The sequence below is a fragment of the Pectobacterium carotovorum genome, assembly GCF_900129615.1.
Classification (GTDB): Bacteria; Pseudomonadota; Gammaproteobacteria; order Enterobacterales; family Enterobacteriaceae; genus Pectobacterium; species Pectobacterium carotovorum.
The window spans coordinates 189375-212436 of sequence record NZ_FQWI01000004.1 but is presented as its reverse complement, the minus strand read 5'-3'; the positions used below and the strand labels follow the sequence as shown (position 1 = coordinate 212436).

The 23062-nt window shown below is 54.5% G+C and carries 21 protein-coding genes; 6 read left to right on the top strand and 15 right to left on the bottom strand.

The genetic code is table 11. The features are described 5' to 3' along the window. Positions 1-391 precede the first annotated feature (391 nt). On the top strand, positions 392-2989 hold the full coding sequence (gene acnB, locus BUB06_RS10620) for a bifunctional aconitate hydratase 2/2-methylisocitrate dehydratase (protein WP_010300437.1): 2598 nt from the start codon (positions 392-394) through the stop codon (positions 2987-2989). Between the two features lie 186 nt (positions 2990-3175). Next, on the top strand, positions 3176-3535 hold the full coding sequence (gene yacL / locus BUB06_RS10615; RefSeq protein ID WP_039470104.1) for a protein YacL: 360 nt from the start codon (positions 3176-3178) through the stop codon (positions 3533-3535). An 82-nt stretch (positions 3536-3617) separates the two neighbouring features. Here the strand turns inward: yacL and fsa are convergent, their stop codons facing one another. Genes fsa through BUB06_RS10595 form a run of 4 tightly spaced genes read right to left on the bottom strand, consistent with a single transcriptional unit; the run spans position 3618 to position 6364 of the window. After that, entirely contained in the window at positions 3618-4283 is a 666-nt protein-coding gene (gene fsa, locus BUB06_RS10610) for a fructose-6-phosphate aldolase (RefSeq protein WP_039470105.1), read from the bottom strand. Positions 4284-4336: 53 nt separating this feature from the next. Beyond that, positions 4337-5596 (bottom strand): PTS ascorbate transporter subunit IIC, encoded by a 1260-nt coding sequence (locus BUB06_RS10605; RefSeq protein ID WP_010300423.1) that lies wholly within the window; start codon positions 5594-5596, stop codon positions 4337-4339. Positions 5597-5610: 14 nt separating this feature from the next. Beyond that, positions 5611-5898, bottom strand: a complete 288-nt coding sequence (locus tag BUB06_RS10600; RefSeq protein ID WP_039470109.1) for a PTS sugar transporter subunit IIB — start codon at positions 5896-5898, stop codon at positions 5611-5613. Positions 5899-5920: 22 nt separating this feature from the next. After that, positions 5921-6364 carry a PTS sugar transporter subunit IIA gene (locus tag BUB06_RS10595; RefSeq protein ID WP_039470110.1) on the bottom strand — a complete coding sequence of 148 codons (444 nt, stop codon included), beginning with the start codon at positions 6362-6364 and terminating at the stop codon, positions 5921-5923. A 318-nt stretch (positions 6365-6682) separates the two neighbouring features. Between BUB06_RS10595 and BUB06_RS10590 the strand changes: the two genes are divergently transcribed. Next, complete coding sequence (locus tag BUB06_RS10590) at positions 6683-7873, top strand: LacI family DNA-binding transcriptional regulator (RefSeq protein WP_039470111.1); 1191 nt, start codon at positions 6683-6685, stop codon at positions 7871-7873. 45 nt (positions 7874-7918) lie between these two features. On the opposite strand, the gene BUB06_RS10585 is transcribed toward BUB06_RS10590, so the two are convergent. The 6 genes from BUB06_RS10585 to BUB06_RS10560 form a co-directional block, all read right to left on the bottom strand. Then, positions 7919-8608 carry an SDR family NAD(P)-dependent oxidoreductase gene (locus BUB06_RS10585; protein ID WP_039470113.1) on the bottom strand — a complete coding sequence of 230 codons (690 nt, stop codon included), beginning with the start codon at positions 8606-8608 and terminating at the stop codon, positions 7919-7921. A 44-nt stretch (positions 8609-8652) separates the two neighbouring features. Further along, on the bottom strand, positions 8653-9123 hold the full coding sequence (locus tag BUB06_RS10580) for a NanQ anomerase/TabA/YiaL family protein (protein ID WP_039470115.1): 471 nt from the start codon (positions 9121-9123) through the stop codon (positions 8653-8655). Between the two features lie 188 nt (positions 9124-9311). Next, positions 9312-10499 (bottom strand): sialidase family protein, encoded by a 1188-nt coding sequence (locus BUB06_RS10575; protein ID WP_039470117.1) that lies wholly within the window; start codon positions 10497-10499, stop codon positions 9312-9314. Positions 10500-10502: 3 nt separating this feature from the next. Continuing rightward, complete coding sequence (locus BUB06_RS10570) at positions 10503-11918, bottom strand: sodium:solute symporter family protein (RefSeq protein ID WP_039470119.1); 1416 nt, start codon at positions 11916-11918, stop codon at positions 10503-10505. Between the two features lie 38 nt (positions 11919-11956). After that, positions 11957-12841, bottom strand: coding sequence for a dihydrodipicolinate synthase family protein (locus BUB06_RS10565; protein ID WP_039470120.1), 885 nt, complete (start codon positions 12839-12841; stop codon positions 11957-11959). Positions 12842-12909: 68 nt separating this feature from the next. After that, positions 12910-14046 carry an iron-containing alcohol dehydrogenase gene (locus BUB06_RS10560; protein ID WP_039470122.1) on the bottom strand — a complete coding sequence of 379 codons (1137 nt, stop codon included), beginning with the start codon at positions 14044-14046 and terminating at the stop codon, positions 12910-12912. 236 nt (positions 14047-14282) lie between these two features. Between BUB06_RS10560 and dtnK the strand changes: the two genes are divergently transcribed. The 3 genes from dtnK (at position 14283) to BUB06_RS10545 (ending at position 17543) form a co-directional block, all read left to right on the top strand. After that, positions 14283-15611, top strand: a complete 1329-nt coding sequence (gene dtnK, locus BUB06_RS10555) for a D-threonate kinase (protein WP_039470124.1) — start codon at positions 14283-14285, stop codon at positions 15609-15611. Further along, positions 15604-16584, top strand: a complete 981-nt coding sequence (locus tag BUB06_RS10550) for a D-threonate 4-phosphate dehydrogenase (protein WP_039470125.1) — start codon at positions 15604-15606, stop codon at positions 16582-16584. Before dtnK ends, BUB06_RS10550 begins: the two co-directional genes overlap by 8 nt. Before the next feature lie 143 nt (positions 16585-16727). Next, complete coding sequence (locus BUB06_RS10545; protein ID WP_010300367.1) at positions 16728-17543, top strand: DeoR/GlpR family DNA-binding transcription regulator; 816 nt, start codon at positions 16728-16730, stop codon at positions 17541-17543. 26 nt (positions 17544-17569) lie between these two features. Here the strand turns inward: BUB06_RS10545 and BUB06_RS10540 are convergent, their stop codons facing one another. The 5 genes from BUB06_RS10540 to BUB06_RS10520 form a co-directional block, all read right to left on the bottom strand. Continuing rightward, on the bottom strand, positions 17570-18040 hold the full coding sequence (locus tag BUB06_RS10540) for a lipocalin-like domain-containing protein (RefSeq protein ID WP_010300365.1): 471 nt from the start codon (positions 18038-18040) through the stop codon (positions 17570-17572). A gap of 106 nt (positions 18041-18146) precedes the next feature. Then, complete coding sequence (locus BUB06_RS10535; RefSeq protein ID WP_010300362.1) at positions 18147-19025, bottom strand: metal ABC transporter substrate-binding protein; 879 nt, start codon at positions 19023-19025, stop codon at positions 18147-18149. Between the two features lie 40 nt (positions 19026-19065). After that, positions 19066-19920 carry a metal ABC transporter permease gene (locus tag BUB06_RS10530; RefSeq protein WP_010300359.1) on the bottom strand — a complete coding sequence of 285 codons (855 nt, stop codon included), beginning with the start codon at positions 19918-19920 and terminating at the stop codon, positions 19066-19068. After that, a complete protein-coding gene (locus BUB06_RS10525) occupies positions 19917-20627 on the bottom strand; it encodes a metal ABC transporter ATP-binding protein (RefSeq protein ID WP_039470974.1) in 711 nt (236 codons plus the stop codon). Before BUB06_RS10525 ends, BUB06_RS10530 begins: the two co-directional genes overlap by 4 nt. Before the next feature lie 600 nt (positions 20628-21227). After that, positions 21228-23051, bottom strand: a complete 1824-nt coding sequence (locus BUB06_RS10520) for a metallophosphoesterase (protein WP_039470126.1) — start codon at positions 23049-23051, stop codon at positions 21228-21230. Positions 23052-23062: the final 11 nt, after the last annotated feature.

Below are 23062 nucleotides of genomic sequence, written 5' to 3'. Positions count from 1 at the left end.
CTATCATCTGTTAACACTTTTCCCGACTCTATTGCGAACATTCTGATTATCGCTACGCCATCAAACGATGATTAATCACGCTATGTTGTTAAAAACCTACCTATTATGTGGTTAACTCAGCATAGTTAGTGTGTGCCGTCAGGGACATGCTATTCTGCTGATGTCGGCATTTTTCAGTGAGAGCGAAATTGGGCACATAGCATAGTTGAATAAAAATTAATGTTGCTATTATGTGAACGAATTAACAATCAATTCAAATCCTGATATGCTGACGAGGCTGGACCGGACACTCTACTACCTTACATCCACACGCTGGCACCCAGGCATGGACACCACAAGCGGGAACAAGAGCGCCGGGCATAATGAAGACAATGAGAGCGAGGAGAACGTCGTGCTAGAAGAATATCGTAAGCACGTAGCCGACCGGGCTGCGCAGGGGATTGTTCCTAAACCGTTAGATGCCACGCAGATGGCCGCGCTGGTTGAGTCACTCAAGAATCCCCCGGCGGGCGAAGAAGAAGTATTGCTTGACCTGCTGATTAACCGTGTCCCCCCCGGCGTTGATGAAGCCGCCTACGTGAAGGCTGGTTTTCTGGCTGCCGTCGCCAAAGGCGAAGCCACTTCCCCATTGGTCACTCAGGAAAAAGCCGTTGAGCTGCTGGGCACCATGCAAGGGGGTTACAACATTCATCCGCTGATTGATGCGTTAGACAACGACAAGCTGGCACCGATTGCCGCCGAAGCGCTGTCCCATACGCTGCTGATGTTTGATAACTTCTACGATGTAGAAGAAAAGGCGAAAGCAGGCAATGCGCACGCCAAGAAAGTGATTCAATCCTGGGCTGATGCCGAGTGGTTCCTGTCCCGCCCGAAACTGGCGGAAAAAATTACTGTTACCGTCTTTAAAGTCACCGGTGAAACCAACACGGATGACCTGTCTCCGGCACCTGATGCCTGGTCACGCCCTGACATCCCGCTGCACGCGCTGGCGATGCTGAAAAATGCCCGTGAAGGTATCGATCCCGATCAACCTGGTGCCGTGGGCCCGATCAAACAGATCGAAGAACTGAACAAGAAAGGCTTCCCGCTGGCTTACGTCGGTGACGTTGTCGGTACCGGTTCGTCGCGTAAATCGGCAACCAACTCCGTGCTGTGGTTCATGGGCGAAGATATTCCTTATGTCCCGAACAAACGCGGTGGTGGTGTCGTGCTGGGCGGCAAGATCGCCCCGATCTTCTTCAACACGATGGAAGATGCTGGTGCGCTGCCGATCGAAGTCGATGTGAACGATCTGAATATGGGCGATGTGATTGATATCTACCCATATGAAGGTGAAGTGCGCCGTCATGACACCAATGACGTGCTGGCGACGTTCGCGCTGAAGACCGACGTATTGCTGGATGAAGTGCGCGCTGGTGGCCGTATTCCGCTGATTATCGGCCGTGGACTGACCTCCAAGGCGCGCGAGTCACTGGGCTTGCCGCACAGCGATGTGTTCCGTATTTCCAAAGCGGTTGAAGCCAGCAAAAAAGGCTTCTCGCTGGCGCAGAAAATGGTGGGACGTGCCTGTGGCGTCGCGGGCATTCGCCCTGACGAATACTGCGAACCGAAGATGACATCTGTAGGTTCACAGGACACCACTGGGCCGATGACCCGTGATGAGCTGAAAGATCTGGCCTGTCTGGGCTTCTCCGCTGATTTGGTGATGCAGTCGTTCTGTCACACTGCGGCTTATCCTAAGCCGGTTGACGTGACCACGCACCACACGCTGCCAGACTTCATCATGAACCGTGGCGGCGTATCGCTGCGTCCGGGCGATGGCGTTATCCACTCCTGGCTGAACCGTATGCTGCTGCCAGATACCGTTGGTACGGGCGGCGACTCCCACACCCGTTTCCCAATCGGTATCTCTTTCCCTGCGGGCTCCGGTCTGGTGGCGTTTGCTGCCGCGACGGGCGTGATGCCGCTGGATATGCCGGAATCCGTTCTGGTGCGCTTCAAAGGCAAAATGCAGCCGGGCATTACCCTGCGCGATCTGGTTCACGCCATTCCGCTGTACGCCATCAAGCAAGGCCTGCTGACCGTTGAGAAGAAAGGTAAGAAGAACATCTTCTCTGGTCGTATTTTGGAGATCGAAGGTCTGCCGGATCTGAAAGTTGAGCAGGCGTTTGAACTGACCGACGCCTCGGCGGAACGTTCTGCGGCTGGTTGTACGATCAAGCTGGATAAAGCGCCGATCATCGAGTACCTGAACTCCAACATTGTGCTGTTGAAGTGGATGATCTCCGAAGGCTACGGCGATCGTCGTACGCTGGAGCGCCGTATTCAGGGCATGGAAAAATGGCTGGCCGATCCGCAACTGCTGGAAGCCGATGCCGATGCCGAGTACGCGGCGGTGATCGACATCGATCTGGCTGATATCAAAGAGCCGATCCTGTGTGCGCCGAACGATCCAGACGATGCACGCTGGTTGTCTGACGTGCAGGGCGAGAAGATTGATGAAGTCTTCATCGGTTCCTGTATGACCAACATCGGTCACTTCCGTGCGGCAGGTAAACTGCTGGATAGCCACAAAGGCCAGCTGCCGACCCGCCTGTGGGTTGCGCCGCCGACCAAGATGGATGCGGCACAGCTGACGGAAGAAGGTTACTACAGCGTGTTTGGTAAGAGCGGGGCGCGTATCGAGATCCCAGGCTGCTCGCTGTGCATGGGTAACCAGGCGCGCGTAGCGGACGGTGCGACAGTCGTTTCTACTTCGACTCGTAACTTCCCGAACCGTTTGGGAACCGGTGCCAACGTGTATCTGGCGTCTGCCGAACTGGCTGCGGTGGCTTCGCTGCTGGGTCGCTTGCCGACCTCAGAAGAGTACCAGACCTACATGTCTCAGGTGGATAAAACCGCGCAGGACACCTATCGCTATCTGAATTTTGACCAGTTAGGTCAATATACCGAGAAAGCCGATGGCGTGATCTTCCAGACGACGGTCTAACTCGCTATAGTTCGCATCCCAACATTGAAGGAGGCCTTGTGCCTCCTTTTTTTATGCGCCATCTCTGCTGGAATTGGCATACGGGATTGTGTGCATCTGCAACATGAAAGGTGAAGGTGCATCACGACGGTAGAGTGTAGAGGCGACTAGACTGAACAAAAGAAACATAACAGTGAGGATGGCATCATGGACTATGAATTTTTGCGGGATGTGACGGGCCAGGTCATCGTTCGTATGTCGATGGGACATGAAGCGATCGGGCACTGGTTCAATGAAGAAGTGAAAGGCCAACTGACGATATTGACTGACGTTGAAGACGCCGCGCGTTCCGTCGCAGGCAGCGAGCGGCAGTGGCGGCGCGTGGGCCATGAATACACGCTGTCGCTGGATGAAGAAGAAGTGATGGTGCAGGCAAATCAGCTGTCTTTCACTACGGATGAGCTGGAGGAAGGCATGAGTTATTACGACGAAGAGAGCCTGTCTTTATGCGGTCTGGATGATTTTCTGACGCTGGTGGAAAAGTATCGCGATTTCGTCCTGCATTGATCGTGTTGGTAACACGATCGTTTTTTGGTCACCGCGTTATTTTGGTAACACCACCCGGCGAGCGAGTGGTGTTTTCCATCAATCAGCCAAGATCGGCATGACCAAAGCGTGCCTGCCAGTCATAATCGAACCGATTAAGCGCATCTTCAACCGCAGGATCTTGCAGGAACAGTTCAGCAACCGCAGGGTCGACGGTAATCGCCCGACACCCCGCCAGCAGGCAGTCCAGCACCTGACGCGGTGTGCGAAAGCTGGCTGCCAGTACCTGAGTCTGCGGGCTGTGCAGGTTAATCAGAGTTTGCAGTTCTTTCACGAGCGCAATCCCATCGCCACCTTGCGCATCAATGCGGTTGACGTAAGGCGCGATATAACGAGCGCCAGCCAGCGCGGCATAAAACCCTTGTCCCGCACCGTATACGGCGGTGCCGAGGGTGGGAATATCCAGCGCCGTCAACTGCCTGATGGCACTCAAACCCGCATGTGTCACCGGCACTTTAACGACCAGAGAAGGAATCACATCCCTGAGCTTCAACGCCTCTTCCACCATCACGTCAGGATCGCGTGACATCACCTGAGCAAACAGCTGTCCTTCCGTGCCGATAACGGCTTGCATGTCCCGTAGCACGCTGTAAATATCGGATTTTCCGCGTGCGACAATACTCGGATTGGTGGTCACGCCTTTAATCGGCAACACGCCTGCGAGTCGTTCTACTGCGGCTACATCCGCCGTATCTAAATAGAATTCCATCATTTCCCCCGTTAACTAAAATCGGTCTGTTGGATGACATGCACTATGCGGGCTTAGCGCACGATAATGCCCAGCAGAATCCCCACCGCGCCGAAATCGGAGTCGCTGAACGTGGTGTTTGCCAGTCCAATACTGCCCAACACCGGCAGCAGGAAAACAGGCAGGAAGGTAATCAGCAGTCCGTTGGCGAAAGAACCTAAAATCGCGCCGCGACGCCCGCCGGTGGCGTTACCGAACACGCCGGCCGCTGCGCCGACGAAGAAGTGCGGCACCACGCCAGGAATGATCACCGTCATGCCCAGCAGGTAGAGCAGGACCATACCGATCACCCCAGCCGCAAAGCTGCTCAGGAAGCCGACCAGAACGGCATTCGGGGCATACGGGAAGACAACGGGGCAATCTAATGCGGGTTTAGCATTCGGGACGAGTTTGTCGGAAATGCCTTTAAACGCAGGCACGATTTCTGCAATGACCATCCGCACGCCTTGCAGCACGATATACACGCCAGCGGCAAAGGTAATGGATTGGATCAGCGAAAACATGAACCAGTTTTTCCCACCGGCATTCATCGTTTTCACCGCTTCCGGGCCAGCAAACAGGCAGGTGAAAATGAAGATGAAGAACATGGTAAAGGCGATGGCAACCGGCGTATCACGCAGGAACAGCAGGCTCTTCGGTACTTCCATGTCCTCCGTTGATTTCTCTTTATTACCAAACTTGCTGCCGATAAAGGCCGACAACAGCTGCGATATTGCAGAGAAGTGACCAAAGGCGACGTCATCCGAGCCTGTGACTTTCTTCATATACGGGTGAATAATGGCAGGGAACAGCACCATCGATACCCCAACCACCAGCGACCCAACGGTAATCAGCAGCACGCCTTTCATACCCGCGGTCGCTAGAATCACGGCAACCATCATCGACATAAACAGCGTGTGGTGGCCAGTCAGGAAAATGTATTTCCACGGCGTAAAGCGTGCGATTGCGATATTAATGACCATCGCGAAGAACATGATCATTGCCATCTCGGTGCCGAAGTTCTTCTGTGCGACGGCGACAATGGCTTCATTGTTAGGCACCACACCGGCGATACCAAACGCATGGTGGAAAATCTGGGCGAAATCTCCCAGTGAGGACACGATCAGGCTCGCGCCTGCCCCGAGGATCAGGAAACCCATTACGGTTTTCACGGTTCCCTTGATGCATTCTGTGGCCGGTTTTTTCTGTGCAATCAGGCCGATAAGCGCAATCAAACCGACCAGGATGGAGGGTTCAGACAGCACATCACTCATTAAAAAACGGAAGAATTCCATTTTTGATCCCCCGCTTATAATGCGCCAAGTTCTGTCAGGGCGACCGACAGGCGCTCTTTCATCGCCACTTTATCGATCATGTTGCTCAGGGACACAATTTTCCCCCCCACTGCCTGCGCGACGAGCTGATCGGCAATATCCTTTGTACCGACAAAAATGTCGCTATCCGTGCCTTTCGCTGAGCCCAAATCTACGTGATCCACGTCAGCAACCACGCCGAGTTCTTTAACGATGTTTTTAATGCTCATTTCCATCATCAGGCTGGTACCAAGACCGTTACCGCATACGACTGTAATTTTCATAATCTGTGTCCTCTGGTGGCAATTAATAACGAGAAATAACGGAAAGCACCTGTTCTACGTTCGTCGCGCGGAGTAATGCGGCGACGTCATCAGGCGTGTCGAACAACTGAGCAAGCTGTGAAATAATATCGATATGGCTATTGCTGTCCGTAGCGGCCAAAACAATCAGTAAATGCACGGGATCGTTGTCTTCGGAATGGAAAACCACGCCGTCGCGAATCAGCGTCAGGCTGACGGCAAGTTGGTTCACGCCGTCTTCCGGGCGCGCATGCGGCATGGCAATCCCAGGGCCGACGACATAGTAAGGACCGATGGCCTCATGAGAGCGGTAGATCGCCTCAACATAGGTGGGTTCAATCGAACCGTTATCCAGTAAAGGCTTACAGGACAAGGCGATAGCGTGACGCCAGTCATCACAGGCAGGTAAAATCTGAACAACGTCTGGTGTTAGTAAAGTGTTAAGCATTAGAGTCACCTCTGTATCATTCTGAACGCAGGATAGTGTGCCAGCGTCGAAAATAATGTGATTAGCATCTAAAAAGATAGCGCTAACTGATATGACTATCATTAACTGTGACCTGCTTAGCACAAGCGGGGCCATTATTTGTTCCCCCGTGTTGTCACAGGCACACTATGAACGGCGATGACACGGCGTGAATGGCGCAGTAGAAATCAGGGTGTTCGCACGTTGCTTACCCCTTCACGCTAGCCTGAAGGCAATGACGTAACAGGCTGTTATCGCGACCGTGCGATGAGAAAAATGACGAATGGAGAGGAAGTGAGCATGCGTAAGCGTCGCAGTACCGGTAAGGTTACGCTACAGGATGTCGCCGACTACGCGGGCGTAGGGACGATGACGGTATCGCGTGTGATGCGCAAACCCGATCTGGTCTCTGAAAAGTTACGCAGCAAAGTGGAACTGGCCGCCAGAGCATTAGGCTATGAACCCAATCAAGAAGCCAGCCAGCTTACCGAGAGCACCCATCGCGTGACGCTACAGGACATCGCGAACCATGCCGGTGTTGGCGCCATGACGGTGTCCCGCGCGTTGCGGGAGCCCGGACTGGTTTCTGATGCCACGCAGAAGAAAATCAATGACGCGATAAAAACGCTGGGCTATGTACCGAATCAGGCCGCAGGCGCACTGGCATCAGCCTATCAGCCCGCTATCGCGGTGCTTTATCCTTTTCAGCAAGATCGCGCCAGCGTGCGTTTTGTGCAGGCGCTGCAACAGGCGGTGGGCAAACACAACATTCCGTTAATCATGGGCTGCCATGAATATCGCCAGCACACCGAAGCGGGAATGGTCGAAAAACTCTTGCAGCAACGGCCTGCGGCGCTGGTGCTGTTCAGTGCCCAACTCTCACAGCGAACTCAGGACATCATCCAGGCCAGTAACGTCATTACGGTGAACGTTTCCGGCGCTGATGCGCTGAGTGCAAATATCAATATTGATATCGCCCTTGCCGAAGCGGCGGAACAACTGACGATGTCGCTGCTGGAAAAGGGGTATCGTCACGTGGCTTATATTGGCGCTCATACGGATAACCGTTTGCAAAAACAGCAGTTGAACGGCTGGAATAAAGCCATGCTGGCGCACTATCACAATGCGGATTTGAAAATTACGATCCCAGAAGCACCCAGCCTGCAATTTGGCCGTTACGCTATGACGGAACTGCTGCAAAACCAGCCGGAGCTGGATGCGATTATCTGTAGCCATGAGGAAATTGCACTGGGCGCGCTCTTTGAATGCCAGCGCCGACTGATGAAAGTCCCTTACGATCTGGCGATTGCCTGTCTCGATGGTTCCGAACAATGTGAGCACACGTTCCCAGCGCTAACCGCGATGCGGCTTGACTATGAAAAGCTGGGTGCGGAGGTTGGGCGTCTGGTGCTCGCCATGATGGAAAACGACGATCACCCGCCCGTGCTGGAAAAGGTGAAATTTATCTTTGAACCCCGCGCCAGCAGCTAACTAAACCGGCCTGCGCGGTCGGTTTGGCAAGGACATCGTGATGAATTACAGCGAGGCACCGCCGCACATCACCAACTGCTGGCCGGTAATGGCCGCAGCAGACGGGGAAAGCAGGTAACCCACCAGATCGGCCACTTCCTGTGGCTGGATGAAGCGTCCAATTGGCGGCAGCTTCGGCGGAGAGCTTTGGCGACCCGGCATGGTCAGCATCGGAGTTTCTGTTGCGCCCGGCGCGACGATGTTTACTGTAATGCCGCGTGGAGCCAGTTCTGCTGCCCAGCTTCTTGCCATGCCGATCATCGCGGATTTTGTCGTGACGTACTGGCTGCGTCCTGCTGAACCGCTGGACGTGCGGCTGCCCAGTAGCACAATTCTTCCACCTTGCGGCAGCTTATCGACCAGACGATCGGCCAGTACCTGTGCCGCGTTGATATGCAATCGCCACAGCGTTTCACCGTCTTCGAGCGAAAGCTGGCCGAGCGGGGCCGCCTTCATAATGCCAGCGGCATGGATGACGGCATCAACCTGTGCTATCTCGTCCAGAATGGCCGTCAGCGCGGGCGTATCCATGATATCCACCGCGCGGTGGGTAAAATTTGGATGTGAATAGTCACCCGGCTTGCGTGACAGGCCGGTTACCCGCCAGCCTTCCGCCAGTAATTTTTGTGTGATGGCGGCACCGATCCCTGAGCTGCTACCGGTAATCAGGGCGTGTTTAGGGGCTGTCGCTGACATGAAATACGTCTCCTTAATATTCAACCGTTCTGATACAACCGTTCTTATTGCAACAACGTAACGGGGATTTTAAACACGGCTTTTTTGACCGGGGCTGGGCTGTCGTTAATCGCACACAGCGCCTGATGAGCTTCACCTGGATAGAAGGTGACGAAGTCGCCTGCCCGCAGGTGGATCTGATGCGGCACCTGAGGATTATCCAAAATATAGAGATCCGGCTTACGTTCAGTCGCGGGCTGACCATGCACATCATTCAGACCGTAACCGATAATCTCCTCGCCTTCCAGAATCAGTTGAATATCAAGGTAGTTGCTGTGAAATTCGGTGTGTCGCGTGGCGCGCGGTGCGGTGTTCACGGTGCCGATGTTGTAGAACCATTCGGCGCCTTCCGGCTGATAACGGCCTTCGGGCAGCGCATTCAGCTCAGCTAACGACATGCCCGGTGCGGACAGAATGGTCCACAGCGTATCGGGTAACGTGGCGAGTTTGAGGGCGTTTAGGTTTCCTGCAATCATAATCGTGTCCCGGGTATATACCCGTCATACTTCAAGTTGCATGTGCGTTGGCTTCATTCGGTCACCCGAATCACTTACTTGTGTAAGCTCATCGGGATTCCCTCGCTTGCCGCCTTCCTGAAACTCGAATTATTTAGGGTATAGCGGGGGAGAGGCCCCGCTGATAAAGAGAAAAAAAGCCGCGCGGTTTAGTTCGCTTTGACCCACTCCTCGCTCACCACGACGTGCTTGATCGCCTGCCGGAAGTAGGTGAACGCGACGTGCAGCTTACCGTCCTGCGCTTGCTTGACGCTGGGGTAAGAGAACTCGCGGTTCAGCTTCTCCGTGGAGTTATTGGTCATGCAATAACCGTCGCCCACTTCGATATTGCGCTGCCACGGCCAGCTCTTACCGCCGTCTTCCGAAATGGCGAGCGTCATCGGCGCGCGCGGGGCACCCCAGAAGGCGCTACGACCACCGGCTTGTACTTCCGGCATTTTGGCATCGCTGGCTTTGTCTTCTTCATCCTCGATTTCATCGTACAGCGACAGACGGCGCTCGGTGGCATCGGCGGCGCTCATGTGGTTGAACACCAGCGCCAGATGGCCATTCTCCAGCGTCGTCACCTGAATGGACGAGTTGTTGTTCGGCAAATCGGTTGCCACGGGATCTGACCAGGTTTTACCGCCGTCCGTTGAACGACTTTGGTAGATGAAGTCCGCCCAGCGGCTGCGGTACAGCGCTAGCAGCGTGCTGTCCTTCAGCGGGGTGATGTTCATATGCACGCAGCCCGTGCTGTTTGGCACCGGGTATTCCTGCCAGGTTTTCCCCTGATCGCTGGAAATTTTCACGGCGCTGTCATCATCGTTGCCGACCCATTTCTCACCCGGCTGAACGCGGCAGTAGAACACCGGCAGCAGCCAGTCACCATTTTCCAGCACGGTGATGGGCTGGCGGATGAAGGTACCCGGCTGATCGAGCAGCGTGCCGATCTCGCCCCAGGTGGCACCGAAATCCGTAGACTGACGGTAGCGCACAATCGCGGTGTCCTGATTACCGGATTTCTGCGCGGTGTACAGCAGCCACAGCACGTTGTCCGGCGCGAGGAACAGAACCGGATTCTGCTCGGAGCGCGTAGCATCTTCAGACAACCTAACGGCTTTACTCCAGCTATCGCTGCCTTTCACCAGACGGGACATGTAGATAGAGATATCCGCAATCCCTTCTTGTGTGCCGCCAAACCAGACGCACAGTACATCGCCGTTCGGCAGATGGAGCAGGTTGGCCGCATGATTCTGCGGGCATTCCGATGGAATGTAGGCATCCAGACGCGCGGCATCGCCTTCTGCGTGATGAACTTTTCCGCTACGTTCCACAGTAATGGTTTCGCTACTCATGACTCAGGCTCCTGATTTATTTTCAGTTGGAGAGATTTTGATTTTGTTCGCTTTGTTCGGAATCATGCGATCGATCAACATGACGATAGCTGGGGTAACCAACGCGACGTACATGTTATCGATGCCGTATGGGTTGCCGAGAATATACCAAATGGAGGTGACCACGCAGGCTGAGATCAGGCTGGCGTTTGCGCCGCGTGCGCTGTTGAAAAACGGCAGATAGAACGCAATCACCGCTACCACAGAAATCGACAGACGAATAGCACGGGTAAAGAACGACAGCTTCAGGATTTCAGGAACGAACAGAACGAAGACGAGCGGCGCGAAACCTACGACAAGCGACAGGATTCGGGTCATTTTCATCTCTTTTTCTGGCGTCGGTTTCCAGTAAGGAACGTAGAAGTCCTTAATCAGCAGGGAAACGATAGCCAGTGCCACCATACTCACGCTGATGAAGATAGACGCGACCAGTGACGTGGTGACCAGACCGGCGAGCCACGGGTTCATGTCTTGCAGGAAGACAGGCATGGCGTACAGACTGTTGATTTCAGGGTGAGCAAATTTCGCCGCGACACCGATGACCGCGATAGCAAGCGCAATCGGCATACAGAAGAAGAAGGCAACCCAAGTGGCACGTTTGGCGCTGGTGGCATCTTTCGTTGATGAAATGGCCTGAATCACGAACTGCGTACAGAAGATAGAACCGATGGTCCCGATCAGCCAGGCGAAGATGGTGCTGGCACCGAGTTTACCGTCCCACGTCCAGTAGTAATCCGGCATTTGTTCGATCATTGGCTTGAAGCCGCCGGTCATTTTCAATGCCACGAACAGAATGATCATCACGCCAGCGTATTTCACGGCGCTGTGGATCAGCGTGATGTAGGCCGTTCCTTTCAAGCCACCGAAATAGTAGTAGAAGGTACTGACGACAGCGGTGATCAACGCAGCGACAGGCAGGGAGACTTTCAACACGGTGGCAATCGCTGCTGCGCCGCTGACGTAGTTGCCCACGTTAACCAGCAACAGTGCATAGATCATGATGATCGAAATGATGTTCTTGGTGCTGGTGCCGTATTTCTCGGCAATCGCGCCGGAGATGGTGATTTTCCCGGTGTTATAAATCTTCTTCACCAGAATCATACCAAACAGCGGGAAACCGATGGCGGCACCAATGACTGACCAGGATGCGGCAAAGCCGTTCTCAAAGGCGGACTGCGCCGTACCGATGGTGGATTTGGCACCGATGAACTCGGTCATCAGCAGGATACCGACGATAAACGCCGGCAGCGCGCGTGAGCCTTCCATGAATTCGGTGTTCGATTTACTGCGGAGCTTGTAGGTTAACCATGAGGTGAATGCGATATAAAACACAATCATCCCAACGATTATGAGGGTGTCAGTTAAGTTAAAATGGTTCATATCTTCTCGGCCTATAAGTGGAAATTGATATTTCTCTGTTACTGCGAGAATTGACTAAGTATGTTGCGGATGTTGTCTTCATCCTGTGCGGAAAACTGGATCGGATAGCGGCTGACGCCGACATCTTCGCCCATGATTGCCAGCGCTTTTTTCACCACAGCCGGTGAGAACGCGATGGCGTACAGTGTCTTACGCAATTCGGCAACCTGTTCTTGTGCCTGACGAGAGCCTTCGATGTCACCCGCGTTGAAGCGGTGCCAAATCTGGCTGATCGGTTCCGGAGCCACGTTAGCCAGCCCGGAAATACAGGCGGAGCAGCCGTCAACAAAGCCCTGGTGAATGAGCGAGTCTGGGCCATTCAATACGTTAAAACCCTGTACACCTTTCACCGCTTGCACATAGCCGCTCAGGCTTTCATAGCTGCCTGCGCTGTCTTTGATGCCGATGATGTTCGGGTGATCCGCCAGCGTGCGGACGGTTTCCGGTGCCAGCGTATTCCCCGTGCGTGCAGGAATGTTGTAGAGAAACACCGGCACAGTCAGCGCATCGGCGACGGCGGTGTAGTGGGCGATCAGTTCTTCCTGTTTGAGTGGGATGAAATACGGGGTGATGACCGAAACGGCATCGACACCCAGCGCGGCGATGCGCTTGCCGAGCTTGATGGTTTCCCGCGTGGAGATTTCACCGATGTGGCCGACAACCGGCACTTTTCCGGCAACTTCATCAACGCAGGTTTCCGTGACGGCGACTTTCTCATCGGTGTGCAGAACGAAAAACTCACCGTTGGTGCCGTTACAGAAAATACCGTTGCCATAGCGCATCTGGCGCTGAACCTGAAGACGCATGGCAGCGGGGTTAAATTCGCCCTGGTTATCAAACGGCGTGACGATGGCGGTCAGGACGCCGGTAATATTTTTACTCATTGTTCTTCCTCGTGACACGTAATCAAAAAGATGAAAATTTAAAAGCGTTCTACCTAAACTCGCGCGCTTTAAAACAGGGTCAGATAAACCTCACGGACATCGTCGGCGCTGACCTGTGTCGGCACGTTTTTCATCAGGCGCTGAACCTGTAACGCGGCATCAACCAGGTACGGCAGGTGGTCTTTTTCCACACCGAGTTGCTGTAAGGTGTTAGGCAGATTGAGTCGTTTAACCAATTCGCTGAAGTAGGTCACCAGCGCCTGCGCTTTTTCCGCCGTACTGAGCGTCAGATCGGCATCCGGCAGCAGGTCATACGCCTGTGCGAATTTGTCCTGTGCGGCGTCCTGCACGAAATGCATGCAAGGGGCGAGCAGGATGGCGTTCGCCACGCCGTGCGGGATGTGGTACTTGCCGCCCAGCGGGTAAGACATGGCGTGAACCAGATGCGTACCGGAGTGGGCAATAGCAGCACCACCGTAATAGGACGCCCACAGCATGTTCAGTTTGGCTTCCATATTGCTCGGCTCGCGCACGGAGGTTTCGAGGTTGGCAAACAGCTTTTTCAGGCCAATCAGCGCGTAGTTGTCGCTCACTGGGTTGGCGATCGTCGAAGTGAAGCACTCGATCAGGTGGCAGAGTGCATCGATACCCGTTGAAGCGGCGATATGCGACGGCATGCTGATGGTCAGCTCCGGCACCAGCGCAACGTAATCCGGCAGCATCACCGGCGTAATAATGCCGACTTTGGTCTCTTTTTCCGGGATCGCCAGAATGGCATTCGGCGTGGCTTCTGAGCCGGTTCCTGCTGTGGTCGGGATCAACAGTGATGTCGTGCGGCGAGTCGGTTTCTCTCCTGCCAACAGGCTATCCAGCGTGACGGCGTCATCGCCCGCGCACAGCACGGAAAGCAGTTTGGCAACGTCCAGTACGCTGCCACCGCCTACGCCGATGACCAGATCGGTTTGGATTTGATTGAGCTGGCTCAGTATCTGGGCGACGTCGTGCTGGCTTGGCTCGGCAGGAACATTATCAACCAACAGAACCTGCGGAACGGCTTGCTTAACTTGTGCGATCAGCGCCTGAACGTCAGGCAGCCCGACGATGTTTTTGTCGGTGACAAATAAAACGTGCTGTTTCCCTGCCAACAGGTGACTAATGTCCTGAAGTACCCGGTAACCGCTGAGGATAGTGCTATTGATGTTCATGCTTATTACCTTGCCTTTTCTCTTTCGCCAGAGCGTTATCGCTATGATGATAATGGTTGCGATGGTGATTACTTTCAGTCAAATAGCGTGGTTCTCATCACGCAGAAACGCCATTTGCCACATCGTGGTGATAATTTATAGGTGAAATTCCTTTTAAATAATTTGATATTGCTCACATATAATCAAATGTGATTCAATATAATCATTATCAGGTAATCATGAACCGGGGATGAGGTATGTCAAACGTGCAGCAATCAGCAGAACAGGTATTAGTAGTCGCTGATGACTTTACGGGTGCCAATGATGCGGGCGTCGGTCTGGCGCAGCATGGCGCGCGGGTTAGCGTCGTATTTGACGTTAATAAACTGCATGCGGATTTACTGGGCGATGCGGTGGTGATCAACACCGATAGCCGTGCGGCGCGTGATGACGTGGCGTCTCAACGTACCGCAGAAGCGGTTACAGCCTGGCAGGCAGCCGGCGGACAAGGCTGGATTATTAAGAAAATTGACTCGACGCTGCGTGGAAATCTGGGGGCGGAAGTGGCTGCTGCGCTGTCTGCGGCAGGCGTGCCCGTCGCGCTGATTGTTGCCGCGTCCCCGACGCTGGGGCGCGTGACCCGCAAAGGTGAAGTCTGGGTGAATGGTCGCCTGCTTACCGAAACGGAATTTGCCAGCGACCCGAAAACACCGGTGGCTTCTGCTTCTATCGCTGCGCGTCTGGCAGAGCAAACCGCTTTAGCCGTGGCGGAAATACACCTTGATGACGTCCGTCAGGACAATTTAGCCGACCGTTTGCAGCAACTGGCGGACGATGGCGTACGTCTGATTATTCTTGATACCGACGAGCAGGACGATCTGACACATATCGTTCACGCCGCCAGAACGTTGCCATTTCGCCCCTTGCTGGTCGGTTCGGCAGGCCTGAGCGAAGCGCTGGCGAATACGCAGAATTTTACGCGTAAGACCGAAAGGCCGCTGCTGGCTGTCGTCGGGTCGATGAGCGATATTGCTCAAAAACAGATTGCGGCCGTCAGACTGCGCAGTGATGTCACGCTGGTTGAGATTGATATCAACGCACTCTTTTCACCCGACTCGTCCACCGTCATGGCATCTCAGTGTCAGGACGCGGTGAAGGCGCTGATGAACGGTAATCACTGCATTATTCGTACCTGTCATAACGAAAATCAGCGCTTCGAGATTGACGCGCGGTGCCAGCAGCTTGGGCTTAGCCGACAGCAGCTTGGCGAAACGATCAGCCACTATCTGGGGGAACTTACGCGCAATATTGTTCAGGCGCTAGACAGCCTGACGGCGGACAGAGCTAACCGGCGTCTGCCGGGTGGGCTGTATTTATCCGGTGGTGACATTGCGATTGCCGTGGCAACCGCACTGGACGCGACTGGCTTTCAGATTAAGGGGCAAATCGCATCCTGTGTGCCCTGGGGATACCTGCTGAACAGCGTTGTCGGCACGACCCCTGTGATGACTAAAGCGGGGGGTTTTGGCAACGAAACTACTTTGCTCGACGTTTTACGTTTTATTGAGGAGAAGGTCAGTGAGTAAAATTATTGCGGTAACGATGGGTGATCCGGCAGGGATTGGACCGGAAATTATTATCAAATCGCTGGCCGAAGGCGAGCTTTCCGGCGCATCCGCCGTGGTGGTGGGCTGCGTACAGACGATGCGACGTATTCTGGCGCTGAATATCGTGCCAGCCGTAGAGCTGAAAATTATTGATAAACCGGCTGACGCGGTCTTCGCACCGGGCGTCATCAACATGATTGATGAGCCGCTGGAAGATCCTCAGGCGCTGAAGCCTGGCGTTGTTCAGGCGCAGGCGGGCGATTTAGCTTACCGCTGCATCAAGAAAGCGACCGCGCTGGCGATGGCGGGTGAAGTCCATGCGATTGCCACCGCGCCGCTGAATAAAGAAGCGCTGCACTCGGCAGGCCACCTCTATCCGGGCCATACCGAACTGCTGGCGAAGCTGACCAACAGCCGCGACTATGCGATGGTGCTGTATACCGATAAGTTGAAGGTGATCCATGTTTCAACGCACATCGCGCTGCGTAAATTCCTGGATACGCTGAACCGCGATCGCGTGGAAACGGTGATCGAGATGGCGGATGTCTTCCTCAAGCGCGTTGGTTTTACTCACCCGCGTATCGCCGTTGCCGGGGTTAACCCGCATGCGGGCGAGAATGGCCTGTTTGGTGATGAAGAGATCACCATCGTGTCGCCATCGGTTGAAGCCATGAAAGCTAAAGGCATTGATGTCTATGGCCCATGCCCGCCGGATACCGTCTATTTGCAGGCGTATGAAGGCCAGTACGACATGGTAGTGGCGATGTATCACGATCAGGGCCACATTCCGCTTAAGCTGCTGGGCTTCTATGATGGGGTAAATATCACTGCCGGATTGCCGTTCATCCGCACCTCTGCTGACCACGGTACGGCGTTTGATATTGCCTGGACAGGGAAAGCGAAGTCAGAAAGTATGGCGATCTCTATCCAGCTCGCCATGCAACTGGCCTGATTGGCAGTAACCCATCACGGTTGATAGCACGGTTTTTTAAGCTACAGTGCACATTGCAGGATATCTTCCTTCCCGCGTTCGGGAAGGTTTCTGGTATCCTGCAATCAAGAACCAACAATGTAAAATAACTCGACAACAGCAAGATGGATATCGCCGTGGATCCTACATTAACTGATGCTTTCCGCATGAGCGGGGATAAAGTAAAAGGGCAGAGCCGTCTTGATCAGATTATGGATTACCTGAAAAGCCATAATCTGGTGACGGTAGATGAATTGGTGTCCGTGATCGACGCTTCCCCAGCGACGATTCGTCGTGATTTGATCAAACTGGATGAGCAGGGCGTGATTAGCCGCAGTCATGGCGGCGTGACGCTCAATCGTTTTATTCCTTCCCAGCCGACCACGAATGAGAAATTACATCGTAGCCTTCAGGAGAAGCAGGCGATAGCCCGCTATGCCGCGACGCTGGTTAAACCGGGCAGCGCGGTGGTGCTGGATGCGGGAACGACCATGCTGGAGCTGGCGCGAAACCTGACGCATTTGCCGCTGCGTGTGATTACCGCCGATTTGCAAATTGCGCTGTTTTTGTCTGAGTTCAAGCAGATCGAAGTGACGATTATCGGTGGACGTATTGATGACAGCAGTCAGTCCTGCATCGGCGAACATGGCCGCCGTCTGTTACGCAGCATTTACCCCGATATCGCGTTTATCAGCTGCAACTCGTGGAGTCTGGACAAAGGCGTTACCACGCCGACGGAAGAGAAAGCGGGCATAAAACAAGATCTCGGTGCGAATGCCAGCCGCCGGATATTGCTGGCCGACAGCAGTAAATACGGTGCGTATTCGTTGTTCTGCGTCACGCCCCTGTCGGAACTCACCGATATCATCACCGATAGCGCGTTAGCACCCGAGGCGCAAACGGAGCTGAAAGGCAAAACGTTCAATCTGACGCTGGTGTAAGCGGGGTTTGTGCCTGACGCGTTGTGTCAGGCCGACTGCCGCCGCCAGTTGAGTTCGGGTTTATGAACCACGCCGTTGAACGTCATCGGATCCGTTGTCAAAGAGAGACGCGTGTCGTTTTCACTGAACTGCGCATAGCGCAGTTGGCTGGAGCCAATCCAGTTTGGAATGAGGCAATAATCCAGATAGTGCGTAACGGTCTGCGCTGCGTCATTGGTTTCATAACGGCCTGCATAGGCGAAGTAGGTGGCAGCAGCCTGTATCAGCTGTTGATCCGAGCCGCCGGTCATGATGCCCGTATCGTAGGGCTGTCTGTCGCTGCCCATGATTTGCACCGTCATCCAGTTATCGTCGGTATAGTGGATATAGCCCGTCGCTCCTTCTCCCATCATGTAAACCACGTTGCCGTCATCCAGTACATCAATGAAGGATTCCAGAAACCATAGCCCGCGAAGTTTCTGGCTTAACCCGTTGCTGTTGAAAGATTGCGATGTCATAAGCACTCCCATAAAAGATGGTGTTTCTTAAGTGTAGTGAATTTTTTCCAGACGGCGGGCAGAGAGAGGGTTCCTGCCAGTGATGTAACACTGGCAGGAATGGGGTTTACTTCATACTGGCGGCGAGGGTATCGACGTTGTGCTTAAACGCGGCCGTGTAGGTTGACGCGGGGCCGGATGCATCGGTCAGCGCTTCCGGGTACAGTTCACCACCGGGCTGCGCGCCGCTGGCCGTCGCGATTTGCTTCACCAGACGTCCATCGGTCTGGTTTTCGATGAAGTAGCTTTTCACCTTCTCTTGTTTGATTTGCTTAATCAGCGAGGCCACTTTTTTGCTGCTGGCTTCCGACTCGGTAGAGTAGCCCACTGGCGACAGGAACGTCACGCCGTAGGCCTGGCCGAAATAGCCGAACGCATCATGGCTGGTCAGCACTTTACGTTTTTCTGGCGGGATGGCGGCGAACGTCTTCTTCGCGTAACTATCCAGTCCCTGTAGCTGTTTGATGTAGGTGTCACCCTGCTGACGATAGTAATCGGCATTCGTTGGATCGGCTTTAACCAACGCATTGACGATGTTATGCGCGTAGACCACGCCGTTGCTCATGCTGTTCCAGGCATGCGGATCGGTTTCGGTTTTTCCGTCTTCCACCATCGAGCGTGTTTCAATTCCGTTTGATGCTGTGATGACCTCACCACGGTAGCCGGAGGCGGTGACCAGTCGATCGATCCACCCTTCCAGCCCCAGCCCGTTAACGAAAACCAGATCGGCGTTAGCCAGCGTTTTGCTGTCTTTCGGAGATGGTTCAAACTCATGCGGATCGCCATTGGGCTTCACCAGATCGGTCACGGTAACGCGATCGCCGCCGATGTGGCTGACCATATCGCCAAGTACGGAAAAGCTGGCGACAACATCAAGGTTCTTTGCCATCGCCAGTGGGCTAAGCAGCAGGCCGGATAACGCAATAGCTAACAGTGAACGTTTCATTTTTCCCTCACAGACAGTTGCAGATAACGAGATTCATCGGTCACCGACGCAGGCGTAACAGCCCACCGTTGTGACCAACGCAGACCGAGAAACAAAAAAACAGCGTAATCGTCAGAATGATGGCGGGCCCGGCGGGCAGCTCGGCATAATAGGACCACAGCAGCCCGATCAGGCTGGCGAGCATCCCTTGCAGCACCGCAATGCCGAGCATGACGGGCAGGCGCTGCGTCCAGAAGCGTGCGCTGGCGGCAGGCAGCATCATCATGCCGACCGTCATCAGCGTGCCTAACAGCTGGAACCCGGCGACCAGATTCAACACCACCAGCGACAGAAAAAGACCGTGGATTAACGCCCGATAGCGTCCTGAACTGATGCGCAGGAAGGTCACGTCAAACGATTCAATCACCAACGCCCGATAGATCACCGCCAGCACCAGCAAGGAAGTCGATCCGATCAGCGCAATGTCGATCAGCGCGGCGCGATCCACTGCGAGAATCGATCCGAACAGCACATGCAACAGATCGACGCTGGAACCGCGCAGTGACACCAGCGTGACGCCGAGCGCTAGCGAGCCGAGGTAAAATCCGGCAAAGCTGGCGTCCTCTTTTAATTCCGTGTGGCGAGTGACAAAGCCGGAAAGCATGGCGACAGACAGACCGGCGATAAAACCGCCGATCCCCATCGCCAGCAGCGACATCCCGGAGATGAGGTAGCCGATGGCAACGCCGGGTAAGACCGCGTGTGACAGCGCATCACCAATCAGGCTCATACGCCGCAACAGCAGGAAACAGCCCAGCGGCGCGGCGCTCAGCGTGATGACCAGACAGCCGACCAGCGCACGACGCATAAAACCGAATTCGGCAAAAGGAGAAGTAATCAGGTGAAATAGCATCATGACGTGACGATCCTGAGCGTTGGCGTATCGCTGTCGGCCTTGCGCAGGCTATGTAATATGGGGTGGGCATCTCCCCAGCGGTGGCCGTCTGGGGTGAGATGCAAGATGTTGGGAAAATGCTGCCCGACCAGTTCTAGATCGTGCAATACGGCCAGAATGGTTCTGCCTTCGGCGTGAAGCTGTTCGATAATCTGCAAGAGCGCCTGCGTGGTCTGGCTATCGACGCCAGTAAAAGGCTCATCCAGCAGAATAATGGGAGCCTGTGTCAGCAGCAGTCGCGCGAAGAGCACGCGCTGTAGTTGCCCGCCGGACAGGACGCCAATATGCCGATCGGCGAAGTCCGTCATGGAGACGGCGTCGAGCGCGTCGATCGCTTTGCGATGCCAGTTGGTGTTGATCCCCCGCAGCAACCCGCGGTGAGGGAGCGATCCCATAAGCACCAGATCGCGCACGCTGATAGGAAACTGCCGATCAAATTCGGAGAGCTGGGGTAGATAGCCAATAGCATTATTGTTGCTATCGTTACCGAGGCTGAACGAACCGGAAAGCGGCGGCAGCAGACCCACCAGCGTTTTCAGCAGCGTAGATTTTCCGCTGCCGTTCGCGCCGATAATCGCCGTCAGCGATCCCTGATGAAAGCATCCGCTGAGTGTCGCGAGCGGTGGCTGATGACGATAGCCAAAGGCCAGTTCCTGTAGAGCAATCATGGCAACATCACCGCCCACCCAACCAATAGCCACAACAACACCAACAGCAGGGAAACCAGTAACACGCGCTTGAACGCGGAGAGAGAGTAAAAACTTGTCATTATCATCGGCAAAAAGCTAAATTGTTATATTATAACATATCACTTTTTAACAATAACGACAGAGGGAATAGGTAAAAAATTATGTAAGCTGATTGGGTTTGGTTGTAAGCGGTTGCTGGGGCGGGAGTGCGATATTTCGTGCGCCACACTGCTGACAAAACCCAGTTAAATCATATCGCGATGGTTTTTCTCTTCACGGCGTAAAAAATTATGCTGAGGTGAACATGAACGCCGTGTGAGCGGCATGGATGCCGCGAAAGCCAGTGCCGCGTCGGGAACGCGTCACTGGCGGCTCGAAAAGCGGTCATGGGCACCGAAGGCACCGCTTTAGCGGCATAATTTCCGCCAAAAGCCGGGGTTCATAGGGGGCTGGCGTAGCCCCCTATGTCGGGCGCGTGCTACGACGTAGCATGAAGAGAACAGTGCTCGAAGCGCACGAAACTATCTCTGCTTCTGCATAATAATGTGTCTAAGAGACAGTCCCGCGAAAGGGAACACATCACACCGTGACGAAATTCCCCTGCATATCAACCACAAAGCGAGTCGCAGGCTCGTCATTAATATAACCAGCGAGGATCTTCAGCATCAGGCCGAAGCGGTATTGCAGGCTGTCCGGCGGTAGCGTGGTCGTTGGTGTGTAGGCCGCCAGCAGTGCGCGGTACTGCTTCACCCGCGCAGTTGGAATATCCTGCCAGGCGAGATCGCTGCCGTTGCGCAGGCAATACCAGTCGGTCACCAGCGTGAGCAGCGAAATATCCTGTAACCCTTCAGTGCCTGCAACCACAGTCGGTTTGCGCTCGGCGGCGTCGGGCAGCGTTTTGGCGCTGATCGGTTCCTGCTGCTGTGCGATCCACAGCAGATCGGCGCAGTTCAGTGTGTTGATGAGGGGTGACAAATCTTCCGGCCAGTCTTTCACCAGAAAACGCTGGCGTACCAGCAGCGCCAGATGATGGTGCAGGAAATCGTAATAATCGCGGCTTTTCAGGATGTCACCCAGCGGTTCACCGGTGCGATCCAACTCTTTCTGATAAAACGGGAACAGATGGTTGAACTGCGGCACGTTGCGCAGGACTAGCGTATCGATATCTACCCTGTCGTTGTGCAGCGTCGCCAGCTTCATGGCTGGCGGATAGGCAGCGAGCGATGGCACGGCAACATTGACCAGCGTCCCCTGTGAACCGCGATACACGCCGGTGTCGTTAACGTGCAGGTGGCCGCTGAAATGCAGGCGAATACCTGCTGCCAGCGCCTGTTCGGCGACCTCTGGCCGCGGCGTGCGTTTAATGAAGCTGTTGCTGCCAAAGAGCTGTTTTTCATCTTCTATCGTGCCGTCGAGAAAATCGACCAGCGGATAGTGCGAGAACACCAGCAGCTTCTTGTTCTGCGTTTTCGCCCGTTGCACTACCGATTTCACCCACGGCAGCATGAACGGCTTTTCCGTCAACAAGGCGTTCCAGCCCGTGTCGCTGCTGGTGGAGTAGCCTTTGATCTCCTCACGCTTTTCTGGGCCGTTTTTAACCTGATACACGTTGGCATCAATGGAAAGCAGCCACAGTCCAGCTTCCGGCTCCACCAGATAGGAGGCGTCTACGATGTTCCACTGTTTGCTGCCGTCCGGCGAACGGGCGAGATACTGACGCTGACTGAGTTCATCACTGTCACCAAACGGAGTTTCCCAGTGCAGAAAATCGTCGCGTTTAAAGAAACCAAACGGCTTCATCAGCGGCAGGCCACGCTCATAGCCGAGCGCCTGCATCTTGGCCGTGACGATCAACGATTTTGCATCACCGAGTTTGACGTCGGATTTACTGCTCAGCATGGTGCTGCTGCCGTCGGCATTGAGCATTCTCTCCGAGGAATCATCCCCCTGCGGACGATTAACGTCGTGGTTGCCCGGTGTGGCGAAGAAGCGCATACCGTGACGCTGCTCATACTGCATCAGGATGGCGGCAATACCTTCAACGGTAGGCTGTTGGCCATCATCAGAATAATCGCCGGACAGCACGACGTATTTCACCTGCTGTTTTGCCAGTTCGTCCAGCGCGGCCAGCAGCGCAAAGTAGGGTTCGTTGAAGATGCGGGTCGAATTCACCGAATCTTTCAGTGTACGAATGGTCAGCTTCTTTCCCGTCTGCGCATCAGGCAGGCCGTCAAAATCATAGTTGCCGTAGATATTGTGGACGTGGACATCCGAAATAATGGCAATACGCAGCGGTCTGGCGGGTGCTGCCGATTCGCCGTTAGCGTGGAAAAAGCCGCCAGCCAGCGTAATGGCGCTGCCTGCACCGAGCTTGACGAAGGTTCTGCGAGTGAGTGATGTCATTGATGTCTCCG

Bases quoted from the DNA above. Each gene is read 5' to 3' on its own strand.
- yacL (WP_039470104.1), top strand. From the start codon at position 3,176: ATGGACTATGAATTTTTGCGGGATGTGACGGGCCAGGTCATCGTTCGT.
- fsa (WP_039470105.1), bottom strand. From the start codon at position 4,283: ATGGAATTCTATTTAGATACGGCGGATGTAGCCGCAGTAGAACGACTC.
- BUB06_RS10605 (WP_010300423.1), bottom strand. From the start codon at position 5,596: ATGGAATTCTTCCGTTTTTTAATGAGTGATGTGCTGTCTGAACCCTCC.
- BUB06_RS10600 (WP_039470109.1), bottom strand. From the start codon at position 5,898: ATGAAAATTACAGTCGTATGCGGTAACGGTCTTGGTACCAGCCTGATG.
- BUB06_RS10595 (WP_039470110.1), bottom strand. From the start codon at position 6,364: ATGCTTAACACTTTACTAACACCAGACGTTGTTCAGATTTTACCTGCC.
- BUB06_RS10590 (WP_039470111.1), top strand. From the start codon at position 6,683: ATGCGTAAGCGTCGCAGTACCGGTAAGGTTACGCTACAGGATGTCGCC.
- BUB06_RS10585 (WP_039470113.1), bottom strand. From the start codon at position 8,608: ATGTCAGCGACAGCCCCTAAACACGCCCTGATTACCGGTAGCAGCTCA.
- BUB06_RS10580 (WP_039470115.1), bottom strand. From the start codon at position 9,123: ATGATTGCAGGAAACCTAAACGCCCTCAAACTCGCCACGTTACCCGAT.
- BUB06_RS10575 (WP_039470117.1), bottom strand. From the start codon at position 10,499: ATGAGTAGCGAAACCATTACTGTGGAACGTAGCGGAAAAGTTCATCAC.
- BUB06_RS10570 (WP_039470119.1), bottom strand. From the start codon at position 11,918: ATGAACCATTTTAACTTAACTGACACCCTCATAATCGTTGGGATGATT.
- BUB06_RS10565 (WP_039470120.1), bottom strand. From the start codon at position 12,841: ATGAGTAAAAATATTACCGGCGTCCTGACCGCCATCGTCACGCCGTTT.
- BUB06_RS10560 (WP_039470122.1), bottom strand. From the start codon at position 14,046: ATGAACATCAATAGCACTATCCTCAGCGGTTACCGGGTACTTCAGGAC.
- dtnK (WP_039470124.1), top strand. From the start codon at position 14,283: ATGTCAAACGTGCAGCAATCAGCAGAACAGGTATTAGTAGTCGCTGAT.
- BUB06_RS10545 (WP_010300367.1), top strand. From the start codon at position 16,728: ATGGATATCGCCGTGGATCCTACATTAACTGATGCTTTCCGCATGAGC.
- BUB06_RS10540 (WP_010300365.1), bottom strand. From the start codon at position 18,040: ATGACATCGCAATCTTTCAACAGCAACGGGTTAAGCCAGAAACTTCGC.
- BUB06_RS10535 (WP_010300362.1), bottom strand. From the start codon at position 19,025: ATGAAACGTTCACTGTTAGCTATTGCGTTATCCGGCCTGCTGCTTAGC.
- BUB06_RS10530 (WP_010300359.1), bottom strand. From the start codon at position 19,920: ATGATGCTATTTCACCTGATTACTTCTCCTTTTGCCGAATTCGGTTTT.
- BUB06_RS10525 (WP_039470974.1), bottom strand. From the start codon at position 20,627: ATGATTGCTCTACAGGAACTGGCCTTTGGCTATCGTCATCAGCCACCG.
- BUB06_RS10520 (WP_039470126.1), bottom strand. From the start codon at position 23,051: ATGACATCACTCACTCGCAGAACCTTCGTCAAGCTCGGTGCAGGCAGC.